Origin of the sequence: Streptomyces sp. NBC_01232 (genome assembly GCF_035989885.1) — a bacterium.
Taxonomy (GTDB): Bacteria; Actinomycetota; Actinomycetes; order Streptomycetales; family Streptomycetaceae; genus Streptomyces.
Genome location: NZ_CP108518.1, coordinates 1377412 through 1398358, shown reverse-complemented (window position 1 = coordinate 1398358; position 20947 = coordinate 1377412). Strand labels below are relative to the sequence as shown.

15 protein-coding genes are annotated in these 20947 nt (G+C 72.4%); 10 read left to right on the top strand and 5 right to left on the bottom strand.

All coding sequences use genetic code 11. The features are described from left to right. The first annotated feature begins 83 nt into the window (after positions 1–83). The 4 genes from OG444_RS06615 (at position 84) to OG444_RS06600 (ending at position 3248) form a co-directional block, all read left to right on the top strand. Positions 84–683, top strand: a complete 600-nt coding sequence (locus OG444_RS06615) for a hypothetical protein (protein WP_327261243.1) — start codon at positions 84–86, stop codon at positions 681–683. A gap of 141 nt (positions 684–824) precedes the next feature. Next, positions 825–1298 (top strand): hypothetical protein, encoded by a 474-nt coding sequence (locus OG444_RS06610; RefSeq protein WP_327261242.1) that lies wholly within the window; start codon positions 825–827, stop codon positions 1296–1298. 132 nt (positions 1299–1430) lie between these two features. After that, entirely contained in the window at positions 1431–1994 is a 564-nt protein-coding gene (locus OG444_RS06605) for a hypothetical protein (RefSeq protein ID WP_327261241.1), read from the top strand. A 237-nt stretch (positions 1995–2231) separates the two neighbouring features. Then, positions 2232–3248, top strand: a complete 1017-nt coding sequence (locus OG444_RS06600; RefSeq protein ID WP_327261240.1) for a serine/threonine-protein kinase — start codon at positions 2232–2234, stop codon at positions 3246–3248. A gap of 47 nt (positions 3249–3295) precedes the next feature. On the opposite strand, the gene OG444_RS06595 is transcribed toward OG444_RS06600, so the two are convergent. From OG444_RS06595 to OG444_RS06575, 5 genes are all read right to left on the bottom strand, one after another. Further along, positions 3296–3526, bottom strand: coding sequence for a response regulator transcription factor (locus OG444_RS06595; protein WP_327261239.1), 231 nt, complete (start codon positions 3524–3526; stop codon positions 3296–3298). A gap of 192 nt (positions 3527–3718) precedes the next feature. Continuing rightward, complete coding sequence (locus OG444_RS06590) at positions 3719–6157, bottom strand: SpoIIE family protein phosphatase (RefSeq protein ID WP_327261238.1); 2439 nt, start codon at positions 6155–6157, stop codon at positions 3719–3721. Positions 6158–6287: 130 nt separating this feature from the next. After that, entirely contained in the window at positions 6288–6947 is a 660-nt protein-coding gene (locus OG444_RS06585) for a 4'-phosphopantetheinyl transferase family protein (protein ID WP_327261237.1), read from the bottom strand. Continuing rightward, complete coding sequence (locus OG444_RS06580; protein ID WP_327261236.1) at positions 6944–11716, bottom strand: type I polyketide synthase; 4773 nt, start codon at positions 11714–11716, stop codon at positions 6944–6946. Before OG444_RS06580 ends, OG444_RS06585 begins: the two co-directional genes overlap by 4 nt. A 76-nt stretch (positions 11717–11792) precedes the next feature. After that, complete coding sequence (locus OG444_RS06575; RefSeq protein WP_327261235.1) at positions 11793–14096, bottom strand: MMPL family transporter; 2304 nt, start codon at positions 14094–14096, stop codon at positions 11793–11795. A 287-nt stretch (positions 14097–14383) separates the two neighbouring features. Between OG444_RS06575 and OG444_RS06570 the strand changes: the two genes are divergently transcribed. From OG444_RS06570 to OG444_RS06545, 6 genes are all read left to right on the top strand, one after another. Further along, entirely contained in the window at positions 14384–14659 is a 276-nt protein-coding gene (locus OG444_RS06570) for an isoamylase early set domain-containing protein (RefSeq protein ID WP_033225103.1), read from the top strand. A gap of 285 nt (positions 14660–14944) precedes the next feature. After that, positions 14945–16018, top strand: coding sequence for a FecCD family ABC transporter permease (locus OG444_RS06565; RefSeq protein WP_327261234.1), 1074 nt, complete (start codon positions 14945–14947; stop codon positions 16016–16018). Further along, positions 16015–17076 carry a FecCD family ABC transporter permease gene (locus OG444_RS06560; RefSeq protein WP_327261233.1) on the top strand — a complete coding sequence of 354 codons (1062 nt, stop codon included), beginning with the start codon at positions 16015–16017 and terminating at the stop codon, positions 17074–17076. The genes OG444_RS06565 and OG444_RS06560 overlap by 4 nt, the downstream gene beginning before the upstream one ends. A 38-nt stretch (positions 17077–17114) precedes the next feature. Beyond that, positions 17115–17954, top strand: a complete 840-nt coding sequence (locus OG444_RS06555; protein WP_327261232.1) for an ABC transporter ATP-binding protein — start codon at positions 17115–17117, stop codon at positions 17952–17954. Between the two features lie 113 nt (positions 17955–18067). Continuing rightward, positions 18068–19129, top strand: a complete 1062-nt coding sequence (locus tag OG444_RS06550) for an iron-siderophore ABC transporter substrate-binding protein (protein ID WP_327261231.1) — start codon at positions 18068–18070, stop codon at positions 19127–19129. After that, entirely contained in the window at positions 19126–20919 is a 1794-nt protein-coding gene (locus OG444_RS06545) for an ABC transporter ATP-binding protein (protein WP_327261230.1), read from the top strand. Before OG444_RS06550 ends, OG444_RS06545 begins: the two co-directional genes overlap by 4 nt. The last annotated feature ends 28 nt before the right edge of the window (positions 20920–20947 follow it).

The following is a 20947-nucleotide window of genomic DNA, read 5'->3' as shown; positions in this document are numbered from 1 at the left end:
GAATTACTTCTCTCCACAAAATCACCGCACCGTCCCGGAAAACCGGAACGTCACATATCCCTTTACATCGGTAGGAGAAAGTCATGAACCGCAAGATGCAGACCAACAACGTTGTCCGTCCGACCCGCCGCGGCTTCCGCATCGCGACCCTGGCCGCCGCCGCAGCTGTAGTCGCCGGAGGAGTCGTCCTCCCGGCCTCCATGGCCTCGGCCACCCCGGTGACCCAGGTGGCTACGGCCCTCCCGGCCGCCGGAGGCGCCGGAGGCGACGGTGGCAAGGGCGGTACCGGCGGGCTCGTCGGTGGCGCCGGTGGGGCCGGTGGTTCCGGTGGCGGCAGCGTCGTCGGTACCGGTGGCAAGGGCGGCAACGGCGGGACCGGCGGAGACGGCTTCCTGCTCGGTGGCGCCGGTGGTGGCGGCGGCGGTGGCGGTGAGGGCCGGATCGGCGGCGCCGGCGGCAACGGCGGCGACGGCGGCTTCGGTGTCCTCCAGGGCGGCAACGCCGGTGGCGGCGGCGGGGGCGGCGACGGCTTCCTCAAGGGCGGCAAGGGCGGCAACGGCGGTAACGGCGGCTTCTCCATCTTCAACGGTGGTAATGGAGGCAAGGCCGGAGACGGTGGCATCGGCGGCCTGATCGGTGGCCTCGGTGGCAACGGCGGCGCCGGTGGCGGCAGCATCTTCTGACCCGCGCACCGCACACCGCACCGCATAGCGCGGTACCCCGCTCAACGGGTGGAGGCCTCCGGGCCTCCACCCCCCCCAACCCCCACCCCACCCCTTTCGCGTCCCCCCTCATCGGTATTTGCGGAAACGGAGAAACCCGTCATGTTCACCAAGTCCTGGCAGCGTCCGATCATCCTGGTCACGGCCTCTCTGGCCCTCGTCACCGGTACGGCGTGCGCCGCGCAGGCGTCGCAGTCCCACACCCCCACGAACATCAGCGCCTCGGCTCCGGCCGACCGGCCCGAGCACTGCACCGGCTTCGGGGCCGGCGGCAAGGGCGGAGAGGGCGGCAAGGGCGGCAGGGGCGGCGAGCCCGGTCAGCCGGGCGAGCCCGGCCAGCCCGGCGGGGTCGGCTGCCTCAAGTTCGAGGACCTGCCCGACAAGCCCAAGGCGGACCTGACCGTGGTGGACAAGGTACGCATCGTGCTGATCGTGCTGGCGGCCGACGACCCGAAGGAGACGACCAAGAAGGTCGCCGACAAGTACAAGATCTCGGAAGAGCAGATCGACACCTGGAAGCAGTACTACGTGGACGGCGACTGGTTCGCGCTGATGGGAGACACCCTGCGCCCCTGAGGCGGAACGAAGGCGCCCCGGCCCGCGGCAGGGCCGGGGCGCCGACGCATCCCGACGCATCCCGGGGAACGACCGGCCGGACATCGACCGGTCCCATTCGATACGAAGCAGTTCTTAGCGAGGGAGAATCTCATGCGCATGCGATCCACGAAGTTCCGTCTCGGTCTCGTCATCTCCGCAACCCTGATCGGCGCGGGCGCGATGGCACCGGTGGCCACGGCGGCTCCGGCGGCGTCCAGCCAGGTGGCATCCTCGTTCAGCACCGGAGACGCGCAGCCGGGCGGGGGCCGGTTCGACGGCCGGGCGGTACTGGACAAAGTGAAGGTGGGCAACGGCGGCGTCCGCGTCGGGGACCGGATCTGTGCGGGCAAGTGCACCGGATCGGTGAACGGCACCAACGGCACCAAGGGCGGCATCTGTGCCGGGCTGTGCGACGGCAGCGCCAACGGCGGCACCGGCACCACCGGCGTCCCGGGCGGCACCGGGGGCACCGGCGGCAAGGGCGGCATCTGTGCCGGTTCCTGCAAGGGCAGCGCCAACGGTGGCACCGGCGGCACCGGCGGGACCGCGCTGCCCGGCGGTGACGGTGGCAAGGGCGGCACGGGTGGCGAGGGCGGCATCTGCCTCGGCATCGGCTGTGGGGTCACCGGCGGCTTCGGCGGCGCCGGTGGCGCCGGCGGCATGGACTTCGACTGACGGGCCCGCCGACCGCACCTCCCGTTCGCGACACCGTGACCGGTCCCCTCGGGGCCGGTCACGGTGTCGTGTGCGTGTGCGTGTGCGTGTGTGCGTGTTCCGTGTGTCCGCCCGGCCGGACCGGATACGACCCGGTTCGACCGGGCGTGCGGATGGGCCGCTCGATAGACTTCCAGGTATGGAAGAGCGGCCCGCCGCGTCCGGCGGCGTCACAGGGCTGGGTGAGCGGGGCGCCCGATGAGCGAGGTGTCGAACCTCAGCGTGTACGCGGGCCGCGCCTCGGGCCTCATCGGGAAGCAGATCGCGGGCTACCGGGTCGAGCGCATGATCGGCCGCGGTGGCATGGCCGTTGTCTACTGCGCCAAGGACCTGCGCCTGGACCGTACGGTCGCCCTCAAGCTGATCGCTCCGGAGCGCGCCCGCGACGAGACCTTCCGGCGCCGCTTCACGCACGAGTCACGGGTGGCCGCGTCGATCGACCACCCGCACATCGTGCCCATCTTCGAAGCCGGCGAGACCGACGGCGTCCTCTACATCGCCATGCGCTACGTGTCCGGCCTGGACCTGCGCGCGCTGCTGGACCGTGAGGGTCCGCTGCCGGTGGCGACCGCCCTGCGCATCGCCGCCCAGGTGGCTTCCGCGCTCGACGCGGCCCATGACCACGACCTCGTGCACCGGGACGTCAAGCCCGGCAACATCCTGGTGGCCGCGGGCACCGACAGCGAGCACCCCGAGCACATCTATCTCACGGACTTCGGGCTGACGAAGAAGGCGCTGGCGCTCACCGGGTTCACCACGGACGGAGAATTCGTCGGCACGCTCGACTACATGGCGCCGGAACAGATCTCGGGCAGGCCGGTGGACGGCAGGTGCGATCTCTACAGCCTGGCCTGCGTCGTCTACGAAACCCTCGCCGGAGGGCCCCCCTTCGAGCGCGAGGAGGACGCGGCGCTGCTGTGGGCGCACCAGTACGACCCCCCGCCCCCACTCACGGAAAGGCGGCCGGGAATAACTCCCGCCGCCGCCGACGTACTGACCAAGGCTCTTTCGAAGGTCCCCGAGGACCGTTACGGGTCCTGTCTCGAATTCGTGGCCGCGCTGCGCGTCGCCACCGGGGGCGGCATCGGCCGGAACGCCGATCCGCCGCCGCGGGAGAATTCCCGTACCCCCGAAGTCGCGGGGGACTCCGCGCCCCCGCGGGAGCCCCCGGTCTGGGCCCGGCCGGTGTTCTACGGCCTGCCCGGCGGCCCGTAGACCGCCCCGCCCTACCCCCTACGGGCGTTCCTTCCTTCCTGCGAGCGTCACAGACCCAGGGAGATGGCCAGGCGGGTCATCTCGGCCGTGGTGTTGATGTTCAGCTTGGCGCGGATCCGGCGCAGGTAGGCGTCGACCGTGTGCTTCGAGAGCCCCATGTGGCGGGCCGTCTGCAGGTAGGTGCAGCCTGCGGCGATGTGTTGCAGTGCCTCCTGCTCGCGGGGGGCGAGCGTGGTGGCGGCGGCTTCGGTCTGCGGGGCGACGAGGGTGAGGCTCATGATTTCCTCCGACGGATCGGCCTGGTCATCACTGCTGCTCACGTCCTCGGAAGCAGGGGACTCGTACCCGAATGTCGGTGTTTGTCCCTGTTAAAGAGCTTGTCGTCGGGACTTCATGGCGGTGTCCGTCGACTGTCACAGGCGCGTCACAGGGGACATTTCCTTGCATACAGCCCAGCTGTGTGTGCGTCCTCAGAACCCGTTGAGGGACTGCTCGGCCCAGATGGTCTTGCCGATGGCCGCGTGCCGGGTGCCCCAGCGCTGGGCGAGCTGGGCGACCAGCAGCAGCCCCCGCCCGCCCTCGTCGAAGGTCCTGGCCCGCCGCATGTGCGGGGCGGTACTGCTCGCATCGGAGACTTCGCAGATCAGAGTGCTGTTCTTCTCGTGGATCAGCCGCAGCTGGATGGGCGGCTGGCCGTACCGGATGGCGTTGGTGACCAGCTCACTGACCAGCAGCTCGGTGACGAAGGCGGCCTCCTCCAGTCCCCACACCGTCAGCTGGTCGGTGGTCTGCCGCCGGGCCGTGGCCACGACGGATGGGTCGGAGGGCAGGTCCCAGACGACGACCCGGTCCGCGTGCAGGCCCCGGGTCCGCGCGACGAGCAGGGCCACGTCGTCGTCCGGGCGGTGCGTCAGCATGGCCGTCAGCACGCGGTCACAGACCCCGTCCAGTGAATCCGCGGGCCGGACGAGCGCCGCGAACATGCTGTCCAGCGCCTCGTCGATGTCGTGGTCGCGGGCCTGCAGCAGACCGTCGGTGTACAGGGCGAGGATGCTGCCCTCCGGCAGTTCGACCTCGAGGGTCTCGAAGGGCAGGCCGCCCAGGCCCAGCGGCGGACCGGCCGGGACGTCCAGGAGGTACACGGAGCCTTCCGGGGAGACCACGGCGGGCGGCGGGTGGCCGGCGCGGGCCACCGTGCAGCGGCGGATGACCGGGTCGTAGACCACGTAGAGGCAGGTGGTCCCGATGCCCCCGGCCGCTTCCCCGCCCGACTCCGGGTCGGCCTCGTCGGCGGACAGGTGGATGACGAGGTCGTCGAGGTGGGTGAGCAGCTCGTCGGGGGCCAGGTCGACGTCGGCCAGGGTGCGGACCGCGGTGCGCAGCCGGCCCATGGTGGCGGTGGCACGGATGCCGTGGCCGACGACATCACCCACGACCAGGGCCACCCGCGCGCCGGACAGCGGGATCACGTCGAACCAGTCACCGCCCACACCGGCCTCGCCGGCGGCCGGCAGGTAGCGGGAGGCGATCTCCAGTGCCGCCTGATCCGGCAGCGTGTGCGGGAGCAGGCTGCGCTGCAGTGTCATGGTCGTGGTGTGCTCGCGGCCGGACCGGTACGCGTTGCGGATACCGGCGGCCGCGCGGGCCGTGAGTTCCCCGGCCAGCCTCAGGTCCTCCGGCTGGAAGGGGTCCCGCCGCCGGTGGCGGCTGAAGACGGCCACACCGAGCGTCCCCCCGCCGGCCCGCATCGGCACCACCATGATCGAGTGGGCCCCGTACTCGCCGATCCATGCGGCCCCGGGGTCCTGGGCCGCCCACCGGGCGAGTTCCGGGTCCGCCGCCCCGTACACGGCACCGCGGCCCGCGACCAGCGCCGCGACGGGCGGTGACAGCGGCGGATAGCTGGTCGTGTCCCCGACGGCCACGCGCGACTCGGGGGTTCCGTCCAGGACCGACCGCGCCGCGGCGCGGCAGACGGTGACCGGGCCGCCCTCCTTGACGGAGACCGGCTCGTCGCCGCGCGGCAGTGGTTCCAGCAGGTCGACGACCGCGAAATCGGCGAACCGGGGGACGGCGGCGTCGGCCAGCTCGTGCGCGGTGCGGACACTGTCCAGGGTGGTACCGATGGGGGCGGCGTCCACCTCGTCCGTCAGGAGCATCTGGTGCTGGACGCTCTCGACGCCGGTCCGGTCGTGCGCGGCCAGGCACACGGCGTGCACCTGCCCGTCCGGGCCCCGCAACGGGGCCAGCGAGGTGGCCCAGCCGTGCTCCGCGCCGCCGCCCGTCGGATGGACGAAGGCCTCCATGTACTGCGGCTCACCGGTGTCCAGGGCCAGGCGCATCCTGCGCTCGGTCTCGTCGCTCACGGGATCCGGGGCGATCTCCGGCAGCCGCAGCCCGCTCATCTCGGCCTCGGTGAGGGAGAGCGTCCGCTCCATGCCGGCGTTCGCCCGCACCAGCCGCAGGTCCGCATCGAAGATCGCGAGGAAGCAGGGGGACTGCGTGAACGCCCATTCCTTCAGCGGTTCGGCCCAGGGCGAGCGGGAGGCGCCGCCGACGGCGGACACCACGAACCACTTCGTGGTGCCTCCGGTCGAGGTCCAGCGGTGTGCGAGCAGCGCCACCTCCAGCCGGTGGCCGTCCCGGTGCCGCAGTGCCACCGTCCCGCTCCACCGCTCCTGCGCGGACGGGACGTTCCGCGCGGCGTCGCTGAGGACATCGGCGAGCCGGTGGGCGGCCGGCAGCCCCACGACCTCGGACGGCACGTATCCGAGCAGCCGGGTGGCGCCCTCGCTCCACTCGGTGACGATGCCCTGCTCGTTGATCGTGGCCGAGGCCGTGTACGCCGACTCGAGGGAGGCGCCCGTCTCCTCGGGCCGCTCACCAGGAGAGGTGGGAACTCGCTCCATCGCCACTCATCTCGCCCTCGCTCGTTCCGCTGCCGCCGTCCCACGGGACCCGCACGGCCAGGCGCTCCTCTGACCAGAATGATCCAGCGGGGCAAGGAGCACCAACGCAATGCCGTCGGCCGGGGGGCGCTCAGCCGGCCGGGTGCGCGAGGACCAGGGCCAGGGTCGCGTCGTCCGTCCGCCACACCATCGCGCGGCGCGCTCCGTCGAGGACGGGCGGCCCGAGGCCGAGGATCGGGACGCCCAGCGGAGCCGCTCCGAAGACACCGCTCCGGTCCGCCTTGACCGCCGCCTCCTTCAGCGCCCACGCCCCGGCCAGGGCTTCGGGCCGCTCCGTACCGACGAGGGAGAGCTCCTCCGGCGACAGCACGCGGTCCGCGACCCGGCGTACGGCATCGGCCGAGGCGGTCTCGCACAGGTCCACCCCCACCGGCTGCGGTGCGAGGGCCGCGGCGACGTGGTGGGCCGTGTGGCTGATGGACAGGTTCAGGGCGGGCGCCGGGCTGCCGCCGACCACGACGCAGGGGCTGCCGTCGTCCCGCGGGAGGATCTCCACATCCTCCGCCGGAGCGGAGACCGCCTCGCCGACCAGGCGCTTCGCGAGCAGACGGCCTGCCGTCCACTCGGCCTGCCGCCAGGCCGGCAGCGCGCGGAGCACGTACCGCTCGGCCGGTGAGAGCGGTACGTGCCCCGCCCGCTGCCGCAGGTCGCGGCAGCGGGCCACGAGGAGCAGGGCTCCACCCCACCGGTGGACGCGGCCCTGTGCGATCGGCCGGAACACGGGGGTCACGCGGCCGGGGCCGTGTCGAGGAGCAGCAGCTCGCGGGCCAGCGCGGCCACCGTCTGCCGGATCTGGCCCGGCGTGTGGTCGGACGTGATGAAGAAGCGGAGCCGGGCCAGTTCCTCCGGTACGGCCGGATGGAGGATGGGGTTGACGCTGATGCCCTGCTGGAACAGGGCCTGCGCCAGGCGCAGGGTCTTCAGTGAGTCCCCGACGATGCAGGGGACGACCGGCGTGCCGTGGCTGTCCCCGGTGTTGATGCCCGCCTCGCGCGCGAGGTGCACGAACAGCGCCGCGTTCTCCGCCAGACGTGCCACGCGCTCCGGCTCGGCCCGCAGCATGCGCAGCGCGGTCAGCGAAGCCGCGGTGTCGGCCGGGGTCATTCCGGCGCTGTAGACGAAGCCCGGCACGGTGTAGCGCAGGTACTCCACGACCGGACGGCTCCCCGCGACGTAGCCGCCGCAGCTCGCCAGCGCCTTGGACAGCGTGCCCGACCACAGGTCGACGGCCGAGCGGTCGGTGCCGAAGTGCTCGCCGATGCCGCGCCCCGTCCTGCCGATCGTCCCGATGCTGTGCGCCTCGTCGATCATCAGCAGCGCGCCGTGCCGGCGCTTGACCTCGACGAGGGCCGGCAGGTCGGCGATGTCCCCGTCCATGCTGTACACGCCTTCCACGACGACGAGCACCCGCCGGTACTGGTCGCGGACCTGCGTCAGCAGGGTGTCCAGGGCGTCCGCGTCGTTGTGCGGGAACGGCCGCCGGGTCGCGCCGGAGAGCTTGGCCCCCTGCAGGATGCTGTCGTGGGCGAGGGAATCGTGCACGATCAGGTCCCCGGGGCCGACGAGGTGCCCGATCACGGTGACGTTGGTGGCGTGGCCGTTGGCCAGGGTGATCGCGGCCTCGCACCCGAGCAGGTCGGCGACCTCGCTCTCGAGCTCCAGATGGAGCGGCCGGCTGCCGGACAGCAGGCGGCTGGCGGACACCGAGGTGCCGAAGCGTTCGATCGCCTCCTGGGCCGCCCGGTTCACCTCCGGGTGGGTGGCCATGCCCAGGTAGTTGTAGCTGGAGAACGAGAGGAGCTCCTGGCCGTCGACGACGGTCGTGTCCGTCATGCCACCCTCATGGACGAGGAAGTACGGATTGGGCAGCCCCAGCCCGGAGAGCGCGGCGAAGCGCTCGCCGTGGGCGGTGACCTCGGGGAAGCACTCGATCCGGGTGTGCTCCTCGGGCAGCGGCGCGACGGCGGCCCGGGGCTCCTCGCCTCCGGAGCGCTGCTCCGGAACGGCCGCCGGTACGACTGCCGGGGCGGCGACCGGTACGGCGTCCGGGCAGTCGCCCGCGATCAGCGCGGCGATGCCTCCGACGGTCGGCCCGTCGGCGGCCGTCCCGTCGAACGTCCACTTCGGCCACTCCCGCTGGAGGGAGGTGAACAGATCGGTCAGCATCAGCGAGTCGAAGCCGAGGTCGTCGATCAGCAGGTGGTCGTCGCGCAGCTGGGCCACCGGGAACGCGCTGACCCGGGCCACGTGCGCGAGCACGGAGTCGGTGATCCCGGTGATCTCCCCGGCCGGCGACGGCTCGTCTTCGGCGGGCGCGACCGGGGCAGCCGGTACGTCCGCTTCAGCCGGTACGCCGGGAGCGGCGGGCGGCACCGGAGTGGTCCCGGCCGTCGCCGGAACGGCCTCCGTGGCCGGGTGCCGCCCCGGGAGTGCGTCGGCGAGGCGCGCGAGCAGTGCCGCCTCCGTGGCCGGGTCCGGCTCGGGGAGCGTCTCGGCGAGCCGGGCCAGCACCGCCGTCTGCTGCTGTACGAGCCGGAGCAGTTCGTCCATCGGGTGGAGGGGTGCGTCGTTCATGGTGCTCTCCTTGGGGGGAACGGGCCCGGCCGGGGACGCCGCCGGGGACCGGGGCGGGGACTGGGCCGGGCGGGAGGCGGCGGGGGTGTCCGTCTTTCCCTGGCGGCGGCAGGGCACCCAGTACGACTGGGTGGCGAGCCTCGCCACCGGCAGGTCGAGCAGCCGGCGCTCGTCCTGGGGAACCAGGGCGCGCGGGTCGACCGGCACGCCCAGGACCGCGAGCCGGGCGAGGGCCCGTACGAAGGCCTGGCCGTCGTCCGGCGTGGCCCCGGTGACCGGGACGACGTGCACGTCGCCGTGGTCGGTGAGGTTGCGGCGGACCGAGGTCAGGAGCGAGTTGCCTCCGCTGACCTGCAGGAAGACCCGGGCCCCCTGGTCGTAGGCGGTGCGGACGGCATCGCCGAACCGGACCGGCGCAGACGCGTGCCGGGCCCACAGCTCGCGCAGCCGGTCGGCGTCGGTGCACACGGTCGCGTCCACGGACGAGACGAACGGCAGGACGGGGCCGCTGATGCGGCGGGCGGCGAGGTCCTCGCGCATGGTCTCGTCCGCGGCGGCGAGCCGCGGCGAGTGGAAGGCGTTCGAGACGTCGAGCTCCACCGTGACCACCCCCGCCCCGGCGCAGGCCTCCCGCATGGCGACCAGCCCTTGCGGGGTACCGCTGACCACGACCTGGCGCGGCTGGTTGAAGCAGGCGAGCCACACGTCGTCGATGCCGGTGACCAGCCGGCGGCAGGTCTCCTTGTCGGTCTGGACCGCGAGCATCCCGCCCCGCAGACCGCTTTCGGCACTCCGGAGCGTCGCGCCCCGGTGGACCAGCAGCCGCACGGTGTCCTCGGCGGTGAGCGCACCGGCCGCGGCGGCCGCGGCGAACTCGCCGACGCTGTGGCCGAGTACGACGTCGGCCGTGACGCCGACGTCGCAGAGCAGCCGGGTGGCGGCGATCTGGACGGTACCGAGCAGCGGCTGGCACACCTCGGTCGAGGCGAGCCGCTGCCCGGGCTCCTCGGTCCCGCTCCCGGGGGTCGCCGCCGTGCCGTACAGCAGGGCGCCGATGTCGAAGCCGGCCTCCTCGCGGACCGTGGCGCCCAGCCGGTCGACGGTGGCCCGGAAGCCGGGGAACCTCTCGTACAGTTCCCGCATCATGCCCGGCCGCTGGCTGCCCTGCCCGGGGAAGAGGAGGGCGAGGCGGCGCTGCGCCGCCGGCAGCGGAGCGTCCGCGGCGAATGCGCCGTCGCCGAGGTCGCCCCGGTCGCCGTCGGCGAGCTGCCGGCGGGCGCGGCGCAGCCGCTCGACGAAGGCCTCCGTGTCGTCGGCCGCGATCGCGAGCCGGGCCGTCAGGGGCCGGCGGGAGCCGAGGGTGTGGGCCACGGCTGCCAGCGGGGCGGGGTCCGGCGTGTCGAGTGCGTCGAGAACGTTGCCGATGTGCTGGTCCAGCAGCTCGGGGTTGCCGGCGGAGAGCAGAACGAGCTGGGGTCCGGTGGTCCGGCCGCGTTCCGGGAGGTCACCGGCGGCGGGGGCGTGGGCTCGGGCACCCGCATGGTCGGGGGCGGGCCGCTCCTCCAGGACCACATGGACGTTCGTGCCGCCGAATCCGAACGAACTGACGGCGGCCCTGCGCGGAGCACCGGACTCGGGAAAGGGCCGCGGGGTGTCGGCGAGGCGCAGGCCCGCGGCGTCGATGCCCAGGTCCGGATGCCGGGTGGTCTTCGGCTGCGGAACGATCGTGCGGTGGTGGACCACGAGGGCCGTCTTGATCAGCCCGGCCATGCCCGCCGCGGACAGGGAGTGCCCGATGAGGGCCTTGCCGGCGCCGAGGTAGCACAGCGAGGGGTCGTCGTCCGGGTACTCGGTGCGCAGCCGGCGCAGGGCCTCCACCTCGACGCGGTCGCCGGTCTCGGTTCCGGTCCCGTGGGCCTCCAGGAAGCCCATGGTGGACGGGGGGACGCCCGCGTCGTCGTAGGCCCGGCGCATGGCGCGCAACTGGCCGTCGGGGGCGGGCGCCAGCGGCCCGGGGGAGGCGCCGTCGTTGGCGGAGCCGATGCCCTTGATCACCGCGTAGACACGGTCCCCGGCGGCGAGCGCGTCGGCGAGCGGCCGGATGACGACGGCGCCGGCGCCCTCGCCGAGGACGAAGCCGTCCGCACCCTCGTCGAAGGGCCGGCACACCCCGGTGGCGGAGAGCGCCCGGAGCGTGGAGAAACCGATCAGGCTGTCGGGGGTGAGGTTGAGATACACGCCGCCGACGACGGCGATGCGGCAGCCGCCCTGGCGCAGCTGCGCCATGGCCTGGTCCAGTGCGACCAGCGAGCCGGAGCAGGCGGCGTCGACGGCGAAGCTGGGGCCGCCGAGGTCGAAGTGCCGGCTGACGGTGCCGGGCGCCATGTTGAGCAGGCTCCCCGGCAGGCTGAAGGCCTGGACGCTGCCGAGTCCTTGCGCGTGGTCCTTGACGGCGTCGAGGAGGCCTTCGTGGTCCGCCGCGGCCTGCCGCGCGTCGTCGGCCAGCGCGATGGCCCGGATGGGGGCCGTCATCAGGTCCTTGTAGTCGGACACCGATATGCCGCAGAAGACCCCGGTGTTCTCCCGGTCGAAGTCGCCCCGGCCCAGCCCCGCGTCGTCGAGGGCCTCGCGGGTCACGTCCAGCAGCAGCCTGTGCTGCGGGTCCATGGCCCGGGCGCGGGCGGGCGGTACGCCGTAGTGCAGGGCGTCGAAGCGGTCCACGTCGTCCAGGAAGGCGACCTGGTCGGTGTAGGCGGCATGGGGGGCCGACGGATTGCCGGGCTCGTGGAAGGTCTCATGGTTCCAGCGCTCCTTCGGCACGGCGGAGAACTGTCGCTTGCCGCTCAGCAGGAGCTTCCAGTAGGCGCTGATGTCGGGAGCACCGGGGAAGCGGCAGCCGAGTCCGGTGATGGCGATGTCGTTCATGAGAGGTCTTCCTTGTCGTGAAGGGGACGGGCGGAGGGGTACGGACGGGACCGGGCGGGGCGCTGCGTACCGGTGGTCAGTGGCGGGCGCGGGCCGGAGTACGCAGGGCCGGCCGGGCCGCGGGACACCTGCGGACGGGAGCCGGGGGAGGACGGGGTGCCGGGGTCGGCTCCCCGGCCCGCAGCGGACGCGGCGCCCACCAGTTCAGGCCGCCCGCCAGGCGCATCAGCGCCGGTACGAGCACACCCCGGACGAGCGTGGCGTCGAGCAGGACGCCGAGGCCCGCGCCGATCCCGAAGAACTGCAGGAGGGAGACCTGCGAGGTGCCGAAGCTCAGGAGGGTGAAGGCGAGCAGGGCTCCGGCGGTGGTGACGATGCCGCCCGTGCGGGCCATGCCCGAGACGATCGAGCGGGCGTTGTCCTGCCCGGCTTCGTGCGCCTCCTTGATACGGGCGAGGACGAACACCTCGTAGTCCACCGACAGTCCGAAGACGATGCAGAACAGCAGGACGGGCATGGTCGTACTGAGGGGTCCGGGAGTGAAGTCGAGCAGCTCGTGCAGATGGCCCGACTGGAAGACCCACACCATGGCGCCGAGGACGGCCGCGAGGCTCAGCGCGTTCAGCGCGATGGCCTTCAGCGGCAGCAGCAGGCTGCGCGTGAAACCGAGCAGCAGGACGAAGGTGGTGACGCTGATCAGGGCGAGCGCGAGCGGGATACGGTCGCCCACCGTGGCCTTCGCGTCGACCAGGACCGCGCTCGGTCCGCCGACCAGGACCTCGGTGCCCGCCGGGGCGGGTACCGCGCGGATGTCGTGGACGAGCCGCTGGGCCGCGTGTGACTGGGGGTCGGCCAGCGGCATCACGGAGAGCTGGACCGGACCGTCGGCGGCGGAGGGCCGGGCGGTGGATCCGGCCGGGCCGGGGACCGAGGCGCGTTCGCCGTTGCTGAAGCCGCCGTCGGGTCCCACGACCCGGGCGACCTGCGGGACCGCGGACAGCCGGCGGGCGTAGTCCTCCCTCTCCTGCGGGGAGGCACTGCCCGCGGTGACGACGGTCAGCGCGCTGGAGGCCTTCGTGTCGAACCGGTCGCGCACCAGGTCACCGGCCTGGCGGCTGGACGCGCCCACCGGGAGTGCCCGGTCGTCGGGGGTGGCGAAATCGGCGTGGGCGAAGGGTGCGGCGAGCAGGACCAGCAGGCCGATCACCGGCAGCGCCGCGATCAGCGGGCGGCGCACGACGATCCGGGCCAGCCCCTCCCAGAACCCGGACCGGGAGCCGGACCGGACCCGGCGGCGCCACGGCACGGCCCAGGCGTTCACCCGGTGTCCGAGGAGCGCGAGCAGGGCGGGCAGTACGGTCACGGCGCTCACCGCCGCGATCGCCACCACGGCGATGCCCGCGTAGGCGAAGGACCGCAGGAAGTACGGCGGGAACACCAGCAGGGTGGCGAGCGCGGCGGAGACGGTCGCGGCGCTGAAGGCGATCGTGTGGCCGGCGGTGCGCACGGTCCGTACGGCGGCGGTGCGCGGGAGGAATCCGGCAGCGAGCTCCTCACGGAATCGCGAGACGACCAGTAGCCCGTAGTCGATGCCCAGCCCCAGGCCGAGCGCCGTGGTGAGGTTCAGCGCGAACACGGAGACGTCGGTGACGCTGCCGAGCACGCTCAGGACCAGCAGCGTTCCGGCGATGGCCAGTACGCCGATCAGCAGGGGCAGGGCCGCGGCGACCACACTGCCGAACACCAGGACCAGCAGGACCAGCGTGCCCGGCAGGACCACGGACTCCGCCCGCTTCAGGTCGGACTCCGAGATGTCCTGGAGCTCGGCGTCGACGAGCGCGCTCCCCCCGACGTGCACGCTCAGGGCCGTCCGGTCGGCGGTACCGCCGGTACCCCCGGCGCCGGGGGTACCGGCGGTACCGGGGTTGTCGGCCGGGGTGGCCAGCTCCTCGCGCAGTCGCTCGACCCGCGCCCCGAGCTCTTCGCCCTCGCCCGCCACGTGTGCGACCAGCATCGCCGCCCGGCCGTCCCGGCTGCGCAGCTCCGCCGCGCCGCCGGTCCAGTAGGAGGACACGGCGCTCACGTGCGCCGCGGTGGTGAGTCTTCCGGTCAGTTCGCTGCCGGCGCTGCGGGCGGCCGGGTCGTCCACGGAGCCGCTGCGGGCCTGTGCGACGAGGACCAGGTTGGGGGACGCGCCCAGGCGCTCGGCGGCCAGCTGCGCCGCGCGACTGGACTCGGACCGGGGGTCGTCGTACCCCTGCGTCTTCAGCCGGCCGGTCGCATCCGTGCCGAAGACGACGGACAGGACGAGGAAGGCGAGCGCGGCCACGAGAACGAGTCGGGGGCGGCGGGTGACGAAGGCCCCTGCGCGGCGGAACATGGATGCCTCCGGTGCGGACGGCGAATCGCTCCTGCTCGGGCGCAGGAAGGTCGATATCCACCGTGCCCGGGGGCGGGACGCGGCCGTAGCCCCGGCCATTCGTACCTTGACAGGGGCGGAGGGGACGGCATGCCGGGGCCGTCGACACGCAGGGTGACATCGCGCGCCCGAGGGTCACTCGATCCGGTGGGTCCCGGGTGGGAGTGGCGGCGCCGGGGTGCGTCCGGTGCGTCGGCCGCCGACTATGGGCGGCGTACCACCCCCACTGCCGTTGTCAGGAGCTCACCATGCTGGAGCGCAAGCTGCGCAAGGACCGCACCGAGGTCACCTTCATCCTCCCCGTCGACACCCCGCCGGGACCGGTCAGCGTGGTGGGCGACTTCAACGACTGGCAGCCCGGTGTCCACACCCTGGCCCGCCGCAAGGACGGCAAGCGTGCCGTGACCGTCGAGCTGCCCAGCAGGAGCACCCATTCGTTCCGCTACCTGGCGGCCGGGGACTACTGGTTCAACGACGAGAGCGCCGGGGACCAGGACGGCCCCAACAGCCGGCTGCACACCTGACGGCCCGGACTCCCTGCGGACCGGAGCGCGCCCCGGCGGTCATCGGGGCGCGTTTTGCATGACGTGAACCAACTGAGTTAGGTTAGGCTTGCCTAATCGGTCAACCATACATATTTACGGGCGAGTTGGCGGCCTGTCACTCCTGCCTGCCCGATTTGTCTATCGACAGCTCGCCATGGAATCAGCTTAGCTTTGCCTAAGTTTCGGTCGCGGCTGCGTCGGCGTGCCGACCCGTCCGGGCGGTGGTGAGCGCCACCGGCCATTCTCCCCCGGTGGATCGAAGGGATGACGTACAGCGACATGGGCACGATTGCAGTGGAACGCCCCGTGCCCAGGGGCGTAACGGAGGCCCGTCGGCGGCGGGTCGTGGGCTCGGTCACCCTGGTACTGGTCCTCCTGGCGGTGATGCTGGTGTCGCTGGCCGTCGGCGCGCGTGCGCTGACCCCCGCCGAGGTGTGGCGCGGGTTATCGGGCGTGCCCGACCCCGATCAGCGGCTCACCGAGATACGGCTCATCGTCCGGACCGTACGGGTGCCGCGCACGGTGCTCGGGCTCGTGGCGGGCGTGGCCCTGGGGGTCGGAGGGGCGCTGATCCAGGGGTACACGCGCAATCCGATCGCCGACACCGGCCTGCTGGGGGTGAACTCCGGCGCCTCGTTCGCCGTGGTGCTGGTGATCGCCCTGTTCGGCCTCGCCCATCCCTTCCAGTACGTCTGGTTCGCCTTCCTGGGCGCCGCGGTCGCCGGTGTCATCGTCTTCGGGCTGGCGAGCATCGGCAGGGGCGCGGGCAATCCGCTGACCCTGGCGCTGGCCGGGCAGGGGGTCACGGTGTTCCTCGCCGCGATGACCACGGCGGTCGCGCTGTCGGACAAGGCCTCGCTGAACGCCCTGCGCTTCTGGAACGCGGGCTCCGTGGCCGGTGTCGGCTTCGACGTCATCCTGCCGGTGATCGCGTTCATCGGGGTCGGGCTGGTCCTGGCGCTGATCACGCTGCCCGCCCTCAATCTGCTCAACCTCGGCGACGACGTCGCACGGGGACTGGGAGTGAACATCGCCCTGAGCCGGACCGTCGGCATCGTCTCCATCACCCTGCTGGCGGGCGCGGCGACGGCGGCCTGCGGCCCCATCGCCTTCCTCGGCCTGATGGTGGCCCACATGGCCCGGTTCCTGACCGGCCCGGACTACCGCTGGCTGGTGCCGTACGCGGGCCTGCTCGGCGCCATCGTCCTGCTGGTCTGCGACATCGTCGGGCGCCTGCTGGTGCGGCCGGGGGAGCTGGACGCGGGCGTGGTCGTGGCCCTCTTCGGAGCCCCGTTCTTCGCGGCGCTCGTGTGGCGCGGAAAGTTCAAGAGCGCATGACCGGGACCGAAGTGAAGGCAGCGGTGACGCCGGGCGTGCGGCTCGGCCCCGTCTCGTTCGTCTGGCGGCCGTGGGTCGTGTGCGTCACGCTGCTGCTGGCGGCGGCGACCTTCCTGGTGTTCTGCCTGTCCATCGGCGTCGGGGACTTCCCCATCGGCCTGTCCCAGGTGATCGCCACGATCCTGGGCGGGGGCGAGCAGGTCGACCAGTTCGTGATCATGGACCTGCGGATGCCGCGCGCCCTGGCCGGGCTCGTCGTGGGCGTCGCCCTGGGCGTGTCCGGGGCGATCACGCAGTCCATCGCGCGCAATCCGCTGGCCAGCCCGGACATTCTGGGCATCACCGGGGGAGCCGGCGCGGTCGCCGTGTTCCTGGTGACCGTGTCGGGCGGGACCGCGGCGGCGGTCGTGAACTCCGTGGGCCTGTCCGGGGCGGCGCTCGCGGGCGGCCTCGGCACGGGCCTGCTCGTGTACTTCCTGGCGTGGCGGCGCGGGATCGACGGCTTCCGGCTCATCCTCATCGGCATCTCGGTCAGTGCCGTGATGGAGGCCGTCACCACGTGGCTGCTGGTCACCGCCGACATCAGGGACGTGGCCCGGGCCCAGGCGTGGCTGATCGGCTCGCTGGACAACCGCTCGTGGGACGACGTGGGCGTGGCGCTGTGGTGCACCCTCGTCCTGATGGTCGTCGTGACGGGCGTCGCCTTCCAGTTCAAGCCGCTGCACCTCGGCGACGACGTGGCCGCGGGCCTCGGCGTCCGCTACACGAGGGTGCGGGCGGTCCTGCTGCTGTGCGCGGTCCTGCTGGCGGGTGTGGCGGTGAGCGCGGCCGGCCCGGTCCCCTTCGTCGCGCTGGTGGCGCCGCAGGTGGCGATGCGCCTCGCGAAGTGCCCTACCCCGCCGATGGCTGCCTCCGGGATGGCGGGGGCCTTGCTGTTGATCGGCGCGGACCTGATCGCCCGTACGGCACTGCCGCTCACCCTCCCGGTGGGCGTGGTGACCGCCGTGATCGGCGGCCCCTTCCTCGTCTACCTGCTGGTACGGGCCAACCTCCGCTAGTTGATATCTCTTCAGACATGCCTACATCAGGGGGAGTTGTGGCCCTATCTCAGATCGCCGGGATCGAGTCCGGGGAAGACGAGGCCTCACGGCTGGCGGCCAGGGGGGTCACGGTCGGGTACGGAGGCAGGGTCGTCATCGACGACCTCCACGTGTCGATCCCGCCACGGGTGATCACCACGATCATCGGCTCCAACGGGTGCGGGAAGTCGACACTGCTGCGGACCCTGTCGCGGCTGCTCAAGCCGACCAGCGGAACGGTCGTACTGGACGGCGAGGACATCGGCAGGCTCAGGACCAGGGAGGTGGCGAAGAAGCTCGGCCTGCTGCCGCAGGCGCCGGTCGCCCCGGAGGGGCTCACGGTGGCCGACCTGGTCGCCAGGGGCCGCCATCCGCACCAGAGCTGGCTGCGCCAGTGGTCCTCGGACGACGCCGACGTCGTGGCGCGCGCCCTGGCGATGACCGGGGTGTCCGACCTGGCCGACCGCCCCGTCGACGCCCTGTCCGGCGGGCAGCGCCAGCGCGTCTGGATCTCGATGACGCTCGCTCAGGGCACCGACCTGCTGCTGCTGGACGAGCCGACCACCTACCTGGACCTGGCGCACGCGATCGACGTGCTCGACCTGGTGGACGACCTGCACGAATCGGGCTGCACCGTGGTCCTGGTGCTGCACGACCTCAATCTGGCCACGCGCTACAGCGACAACCTCATCGTGATGAAAGCCGGTTCGATCCTCGCGCAGGGGCACCCCCGTGACGTGATCACCGCCGAGTTGCTGTACGAGGCGTTCGGGCTGCGCGCCAAGGTCGTGGACGACCCGGTGGGCGACCGGCCGCTCATCGTGCCCATCGGCCGCACCCACGTGCGGCTCTCCTAGATCAAACAAAGTTACGGCGCAAGTAAGGCTAGGCTAGCCTCACTTGGCCGCGGTAGGGTTTGGCTGCCCTCGGGCGGGACTGCAATGGACGGCACGAAAGCAAGGGATTTCGGATGCTTCTCCATCGAACGACACGTATGACGCCCCGGCGGCGGTGGGCGGCGGTTCTGTCCGCCGCGGCCCTCGGGGTCGGTCTCCTCACCGGATGCAGTTCCGACACTGCGGACAAGGCGGACAAGAAGAGCGACAACTCCCCGGCCGCCGGGGGCACGTTCCCGGTCAGCGTGGAGCACGCGTTCGGCTCCACGAAGGTCGGGAAGGCTCCCCAGCGCGTCGTCTCGGTCGGGTACACGGACGACCAGGCCATCCTGGCGCTCGGCATCAAGCCGGTCGGCATGGTCGACCAGTACCCCAACCCGCCGGGAACGTCCCCCGACATCAACACCCAGTGGCCCTGGGTGAAGGCCCAGTGGGGGGACACCCGCCCCGAGGTCATCATGAACAACGGTGACGCCGGCCCGAACTACGAGAAGATCGCGGCCCTGCGCCCGGACCTGATCATCGCGGTGTACTCCGAGATCGACCAGGCCGCCTACGAGAAGCTCTCCAAGATCGCTCCGACGGTGGGCCGCACCAAGGCCGAGAAGGAGCCGTTCAGCGCACCCTGGCAGGACAACGCCGTCCACATCGCCAAGGCCCTCGGCCAGGAGGCCAAGGGCACCGAGCTGGTCAAGGGCATCCAGGACAAGCTCGACGCGGCCAAGAAGGCGCACCCGGAGTTCGCGAACCAGACCGCCGTCCCGCTGTCCTGGTACAAGGACTCGGTGGCCCCCTTCACCACCACCGACGTGCGCGGACGCCTGGTGACGGGCATCGGCTACAAGGGCCAGACCGAGATCGACAAGATCGCGGACGGCAAGTTCTACACCACGCTCTCCCCGGAGCGCATGGACCTCGTCGACGTCGACCGCATCTTCGTCATCGCCGACAAGGCCGACCAGGAAGCACTGAAGAAGTTCCAGCTGTTCACCAACCTGAACGCGGTCAAGAACGGCAAGGTGTCCTACCTCCTCGACAGCGAGGGCCCGGCGGTCGGCGCCGCCATGTCCCAGGGCACGCTGCTCTCGCTCCCGTACGCGATCGACGAACTCGTCAAGTCGGTCGGTCAGGTGTGAGCATCACCGCCACGCGCGTCGCCCCGTCGGCCCTGCGCACGACGACAGGACGCGAGGCCACCCGCTGGGTCACCGCGCACTGCCGCGAGGTGCCGTGGCTGACCTCCGCCACCGTGTTCACCACGGTGGCGGGGGCGGCACTCCAGGTGCTCCCGCTGCTCCTGCTCGGCCGGGTGGTGGACGGGGTGGTCGCGGGCGGTCCGCGCTCGATCCTGGTCACGACCGGGGTACTGATGGTGGCCGCCGCGCTGCTCGGCGCGGCGGCCACCGCCCTGTCGACCTACCTCATCGGGCGCCTCGGCGCGGACCTGCTCGCCCGGCTGCGCGAAGGCGCCGTCCGGGCGGTGCTGGGGATGCCGAGCGCGCGGATCGAGCAGGTCGGCCGGGGAGACGTGCTCTCCCGGGTCGGCGACGACGTGGCCGTCCTGTCCAAGGGCATCAGAACGGCCGTGCCCACCGTGTTCTCGGCGGGCGTGCTGGTGGTCATCGCCACGATCGGCATGTTCGGCCTGGACTGGCGGCTCGGCCTGGCCGGTGCCTGCGCACTGCCCGCCTACGGACTGGCACTGCGCTGGTACCTCCCCCGCTCCGCCCCGCTCTACCGCACGCAGCGGGCGGCCCAGGCCGACCGGGCGCAGGCCCTGATCAGCGGCTTGAACGGCATCGACACGGTCCGGGCGTACCGCCTCGAAGGAGCCGTCCGAGAGAAGGTCACCAACGAGTCGTGGCGGGTGCGCGAACTCGGCATCGAGGTGTTCCGGCTCTTCGGCCGGTTCGTGGGCCGGGAGAACCGCGCCGAGTTCATCGGACTGGTCCTGATCATCGTGGTGGGGTACGCCCTGCTGGAGGCCGACGCCGCCACCCTGGGCGAGGTCTCCGCCGCCCCGCTGCTGTTCCACCGGCTGTTCACCCCGCTCGGCTCCATCATGTTCACCTTCGACGAGGCCCAGAAGTCCGGCGCGAGCCTGACCCGCCTGGTCGGGGTACTGGAGGAGGATGCGGAGGACCGGCTGGTGGGCGCGCTCGCAGCGGCCCGGGCGGCGGACACGCCGCAGCCCGTGGCCGTCGAGGTGCGGGGACTGACGTTCCGCTACCCCGACTCCGAGGAGCCCGTCGTCCGGGACGTCGACCTGACGATCCCCGCCGGCGGTTCACTCGCCCTGGTCGGGGCGACCGGCGCGGGCAAGTCGACCCTCGCCGCGCTGATCGCCGGTATCGGCACCCCGCAGGCCGGCTCGGTGCGCATAGGGTCCACCGACCTCGCCGGTCTGGACGAGGCCGGGGCGCGGGCCCTGGTCAGCATCCTGACGCAGGAGACCCACGTGTTCTCCGGCCCGCTCGCCGAGGACCTGCGCCTGGCCGCACCGGAGGCGACCGACGCCGAACTGATGGCAGCTCTGCGCACGGTGGGCGCCGACGGATGGGTCGAGGCGCTGCCCGAAGGGCTGAACACCGCGGTCGGCGAGGGCGGTGAGCGGCTGGACGTCACCAAGGTCGCCCACGTCGCGCTGGCCCGGCTGGTGCTCGGCCGCACTCCGGTGGTGGTGCTCGACGAGTCCACGGCGGAGGCGGGCAGCGAGGGCGCGGCCGAGCTGGAGCGGGCCGTGCTCGCCGCGTGCGCGGGCCGGACCACGCTGTTCGTGGCACACCGGCTCACCCAGGCGATGGCGGCGGACCGGATCGCCGTACTGGACGCGGGACGCGTCGTGGAGCAGGGCACGCACGAGGAGCTGGTCGCCCTGGGCGGCCGCTACGCGCGACTGTGGCGGGCCTGGCGCGAAGGCAGCTAGCCGGCCCGATTTTGGCTTGGGTCAACTC

Excerpts from the sequence above, each read along its gene's own strand:
- OG444_RS06560 (WP_327261233.1), top strand. The coding sequence starts at position 16,015 with ATGACCGGGACCGAAGTGAAGGCAGCGGTGACGCCGGGCGTGCGGCTC.
- OG444_RS06570 (WP_033225103.1), top strand. The coding sequence starts at position 14,384 with ATGCTGGAGCGCAAGCTGCGCAAGGACCGCACCGAGGTCACCTTCATC.
- OG444_RS06575 (WP_327261235.1), bottom strand. The coding sequence starts at position 14,096 with ATGTTCCGCCGCGCAGGGGCCTTCGTCACCCGCCGCCCCCGACTCGTT.
- OG444_RS06580 (WP_327261236.1), bottom strand. The coding sequence starts at position 11,716 with ATGAACGACATCGCCATCACCGGACTCGGCTGCCGCTTCCCCGGTGCT.
- OG444_RS06605 (WP_327261241.1), top strand. The coding sequence starts at position 1,431 with ATGCGCATGCGATCCACGAAGTTCCGTCTCGGTCTCGTCATCTCCGCA.
- OG444_RS06565 (WP_327261234.1), top strand. The coding sequence starts at position 14,945 with ATGACGTACAGCGACATGGGCACGATTGCAGTGGAACGCCCCGTGCCC.
- OG444_RS06610 (WP_327261242.1), top strand. The coding sequence starts at position 825 with ATGTTCACCAAGTCCTGGCAGCGTCCGATCATCCTGGTCACGGCCTCT.
- OG444_RS06550 (WP_327261231.1), top strand. The coding sequence starts at position 18,068 with ATGCTTCTCCATCGAACGACACGTATGACGCCCCGGCGGCGGTGGGCG.
- OG444_RS06615 (WP_327261243.1), top strand. The coding sequence starts at position 84 with ATGAACCGCAAGATGCAGACCAACAACGTTGTCCGTCCGACCCGCCGC.
- OG444_RS06600 (WP_327261240.1), top strand. The coding sequence starts at position 2,232 with ATGAGCGAGGTGTCGAACCTCAGCGTGTACGCGGGCCGCGCCTCGGGC.
- OG444_RS06595 (WP_327261239.1), bottom strand. The coding sequence starts at position 3,526 with ATGAGCCTCACCCTCGTCGCCCCGCAGACCGAAGCCGCCGCCACCACG.
- OG444_RS06590 (WP_327261238.1), bottom strand. The coding sequence starts at position 6,157 with ATGGAGCGAGTTCCCACCTCTCCTGGTGAGCGGCCCGAGGAGACGGGC.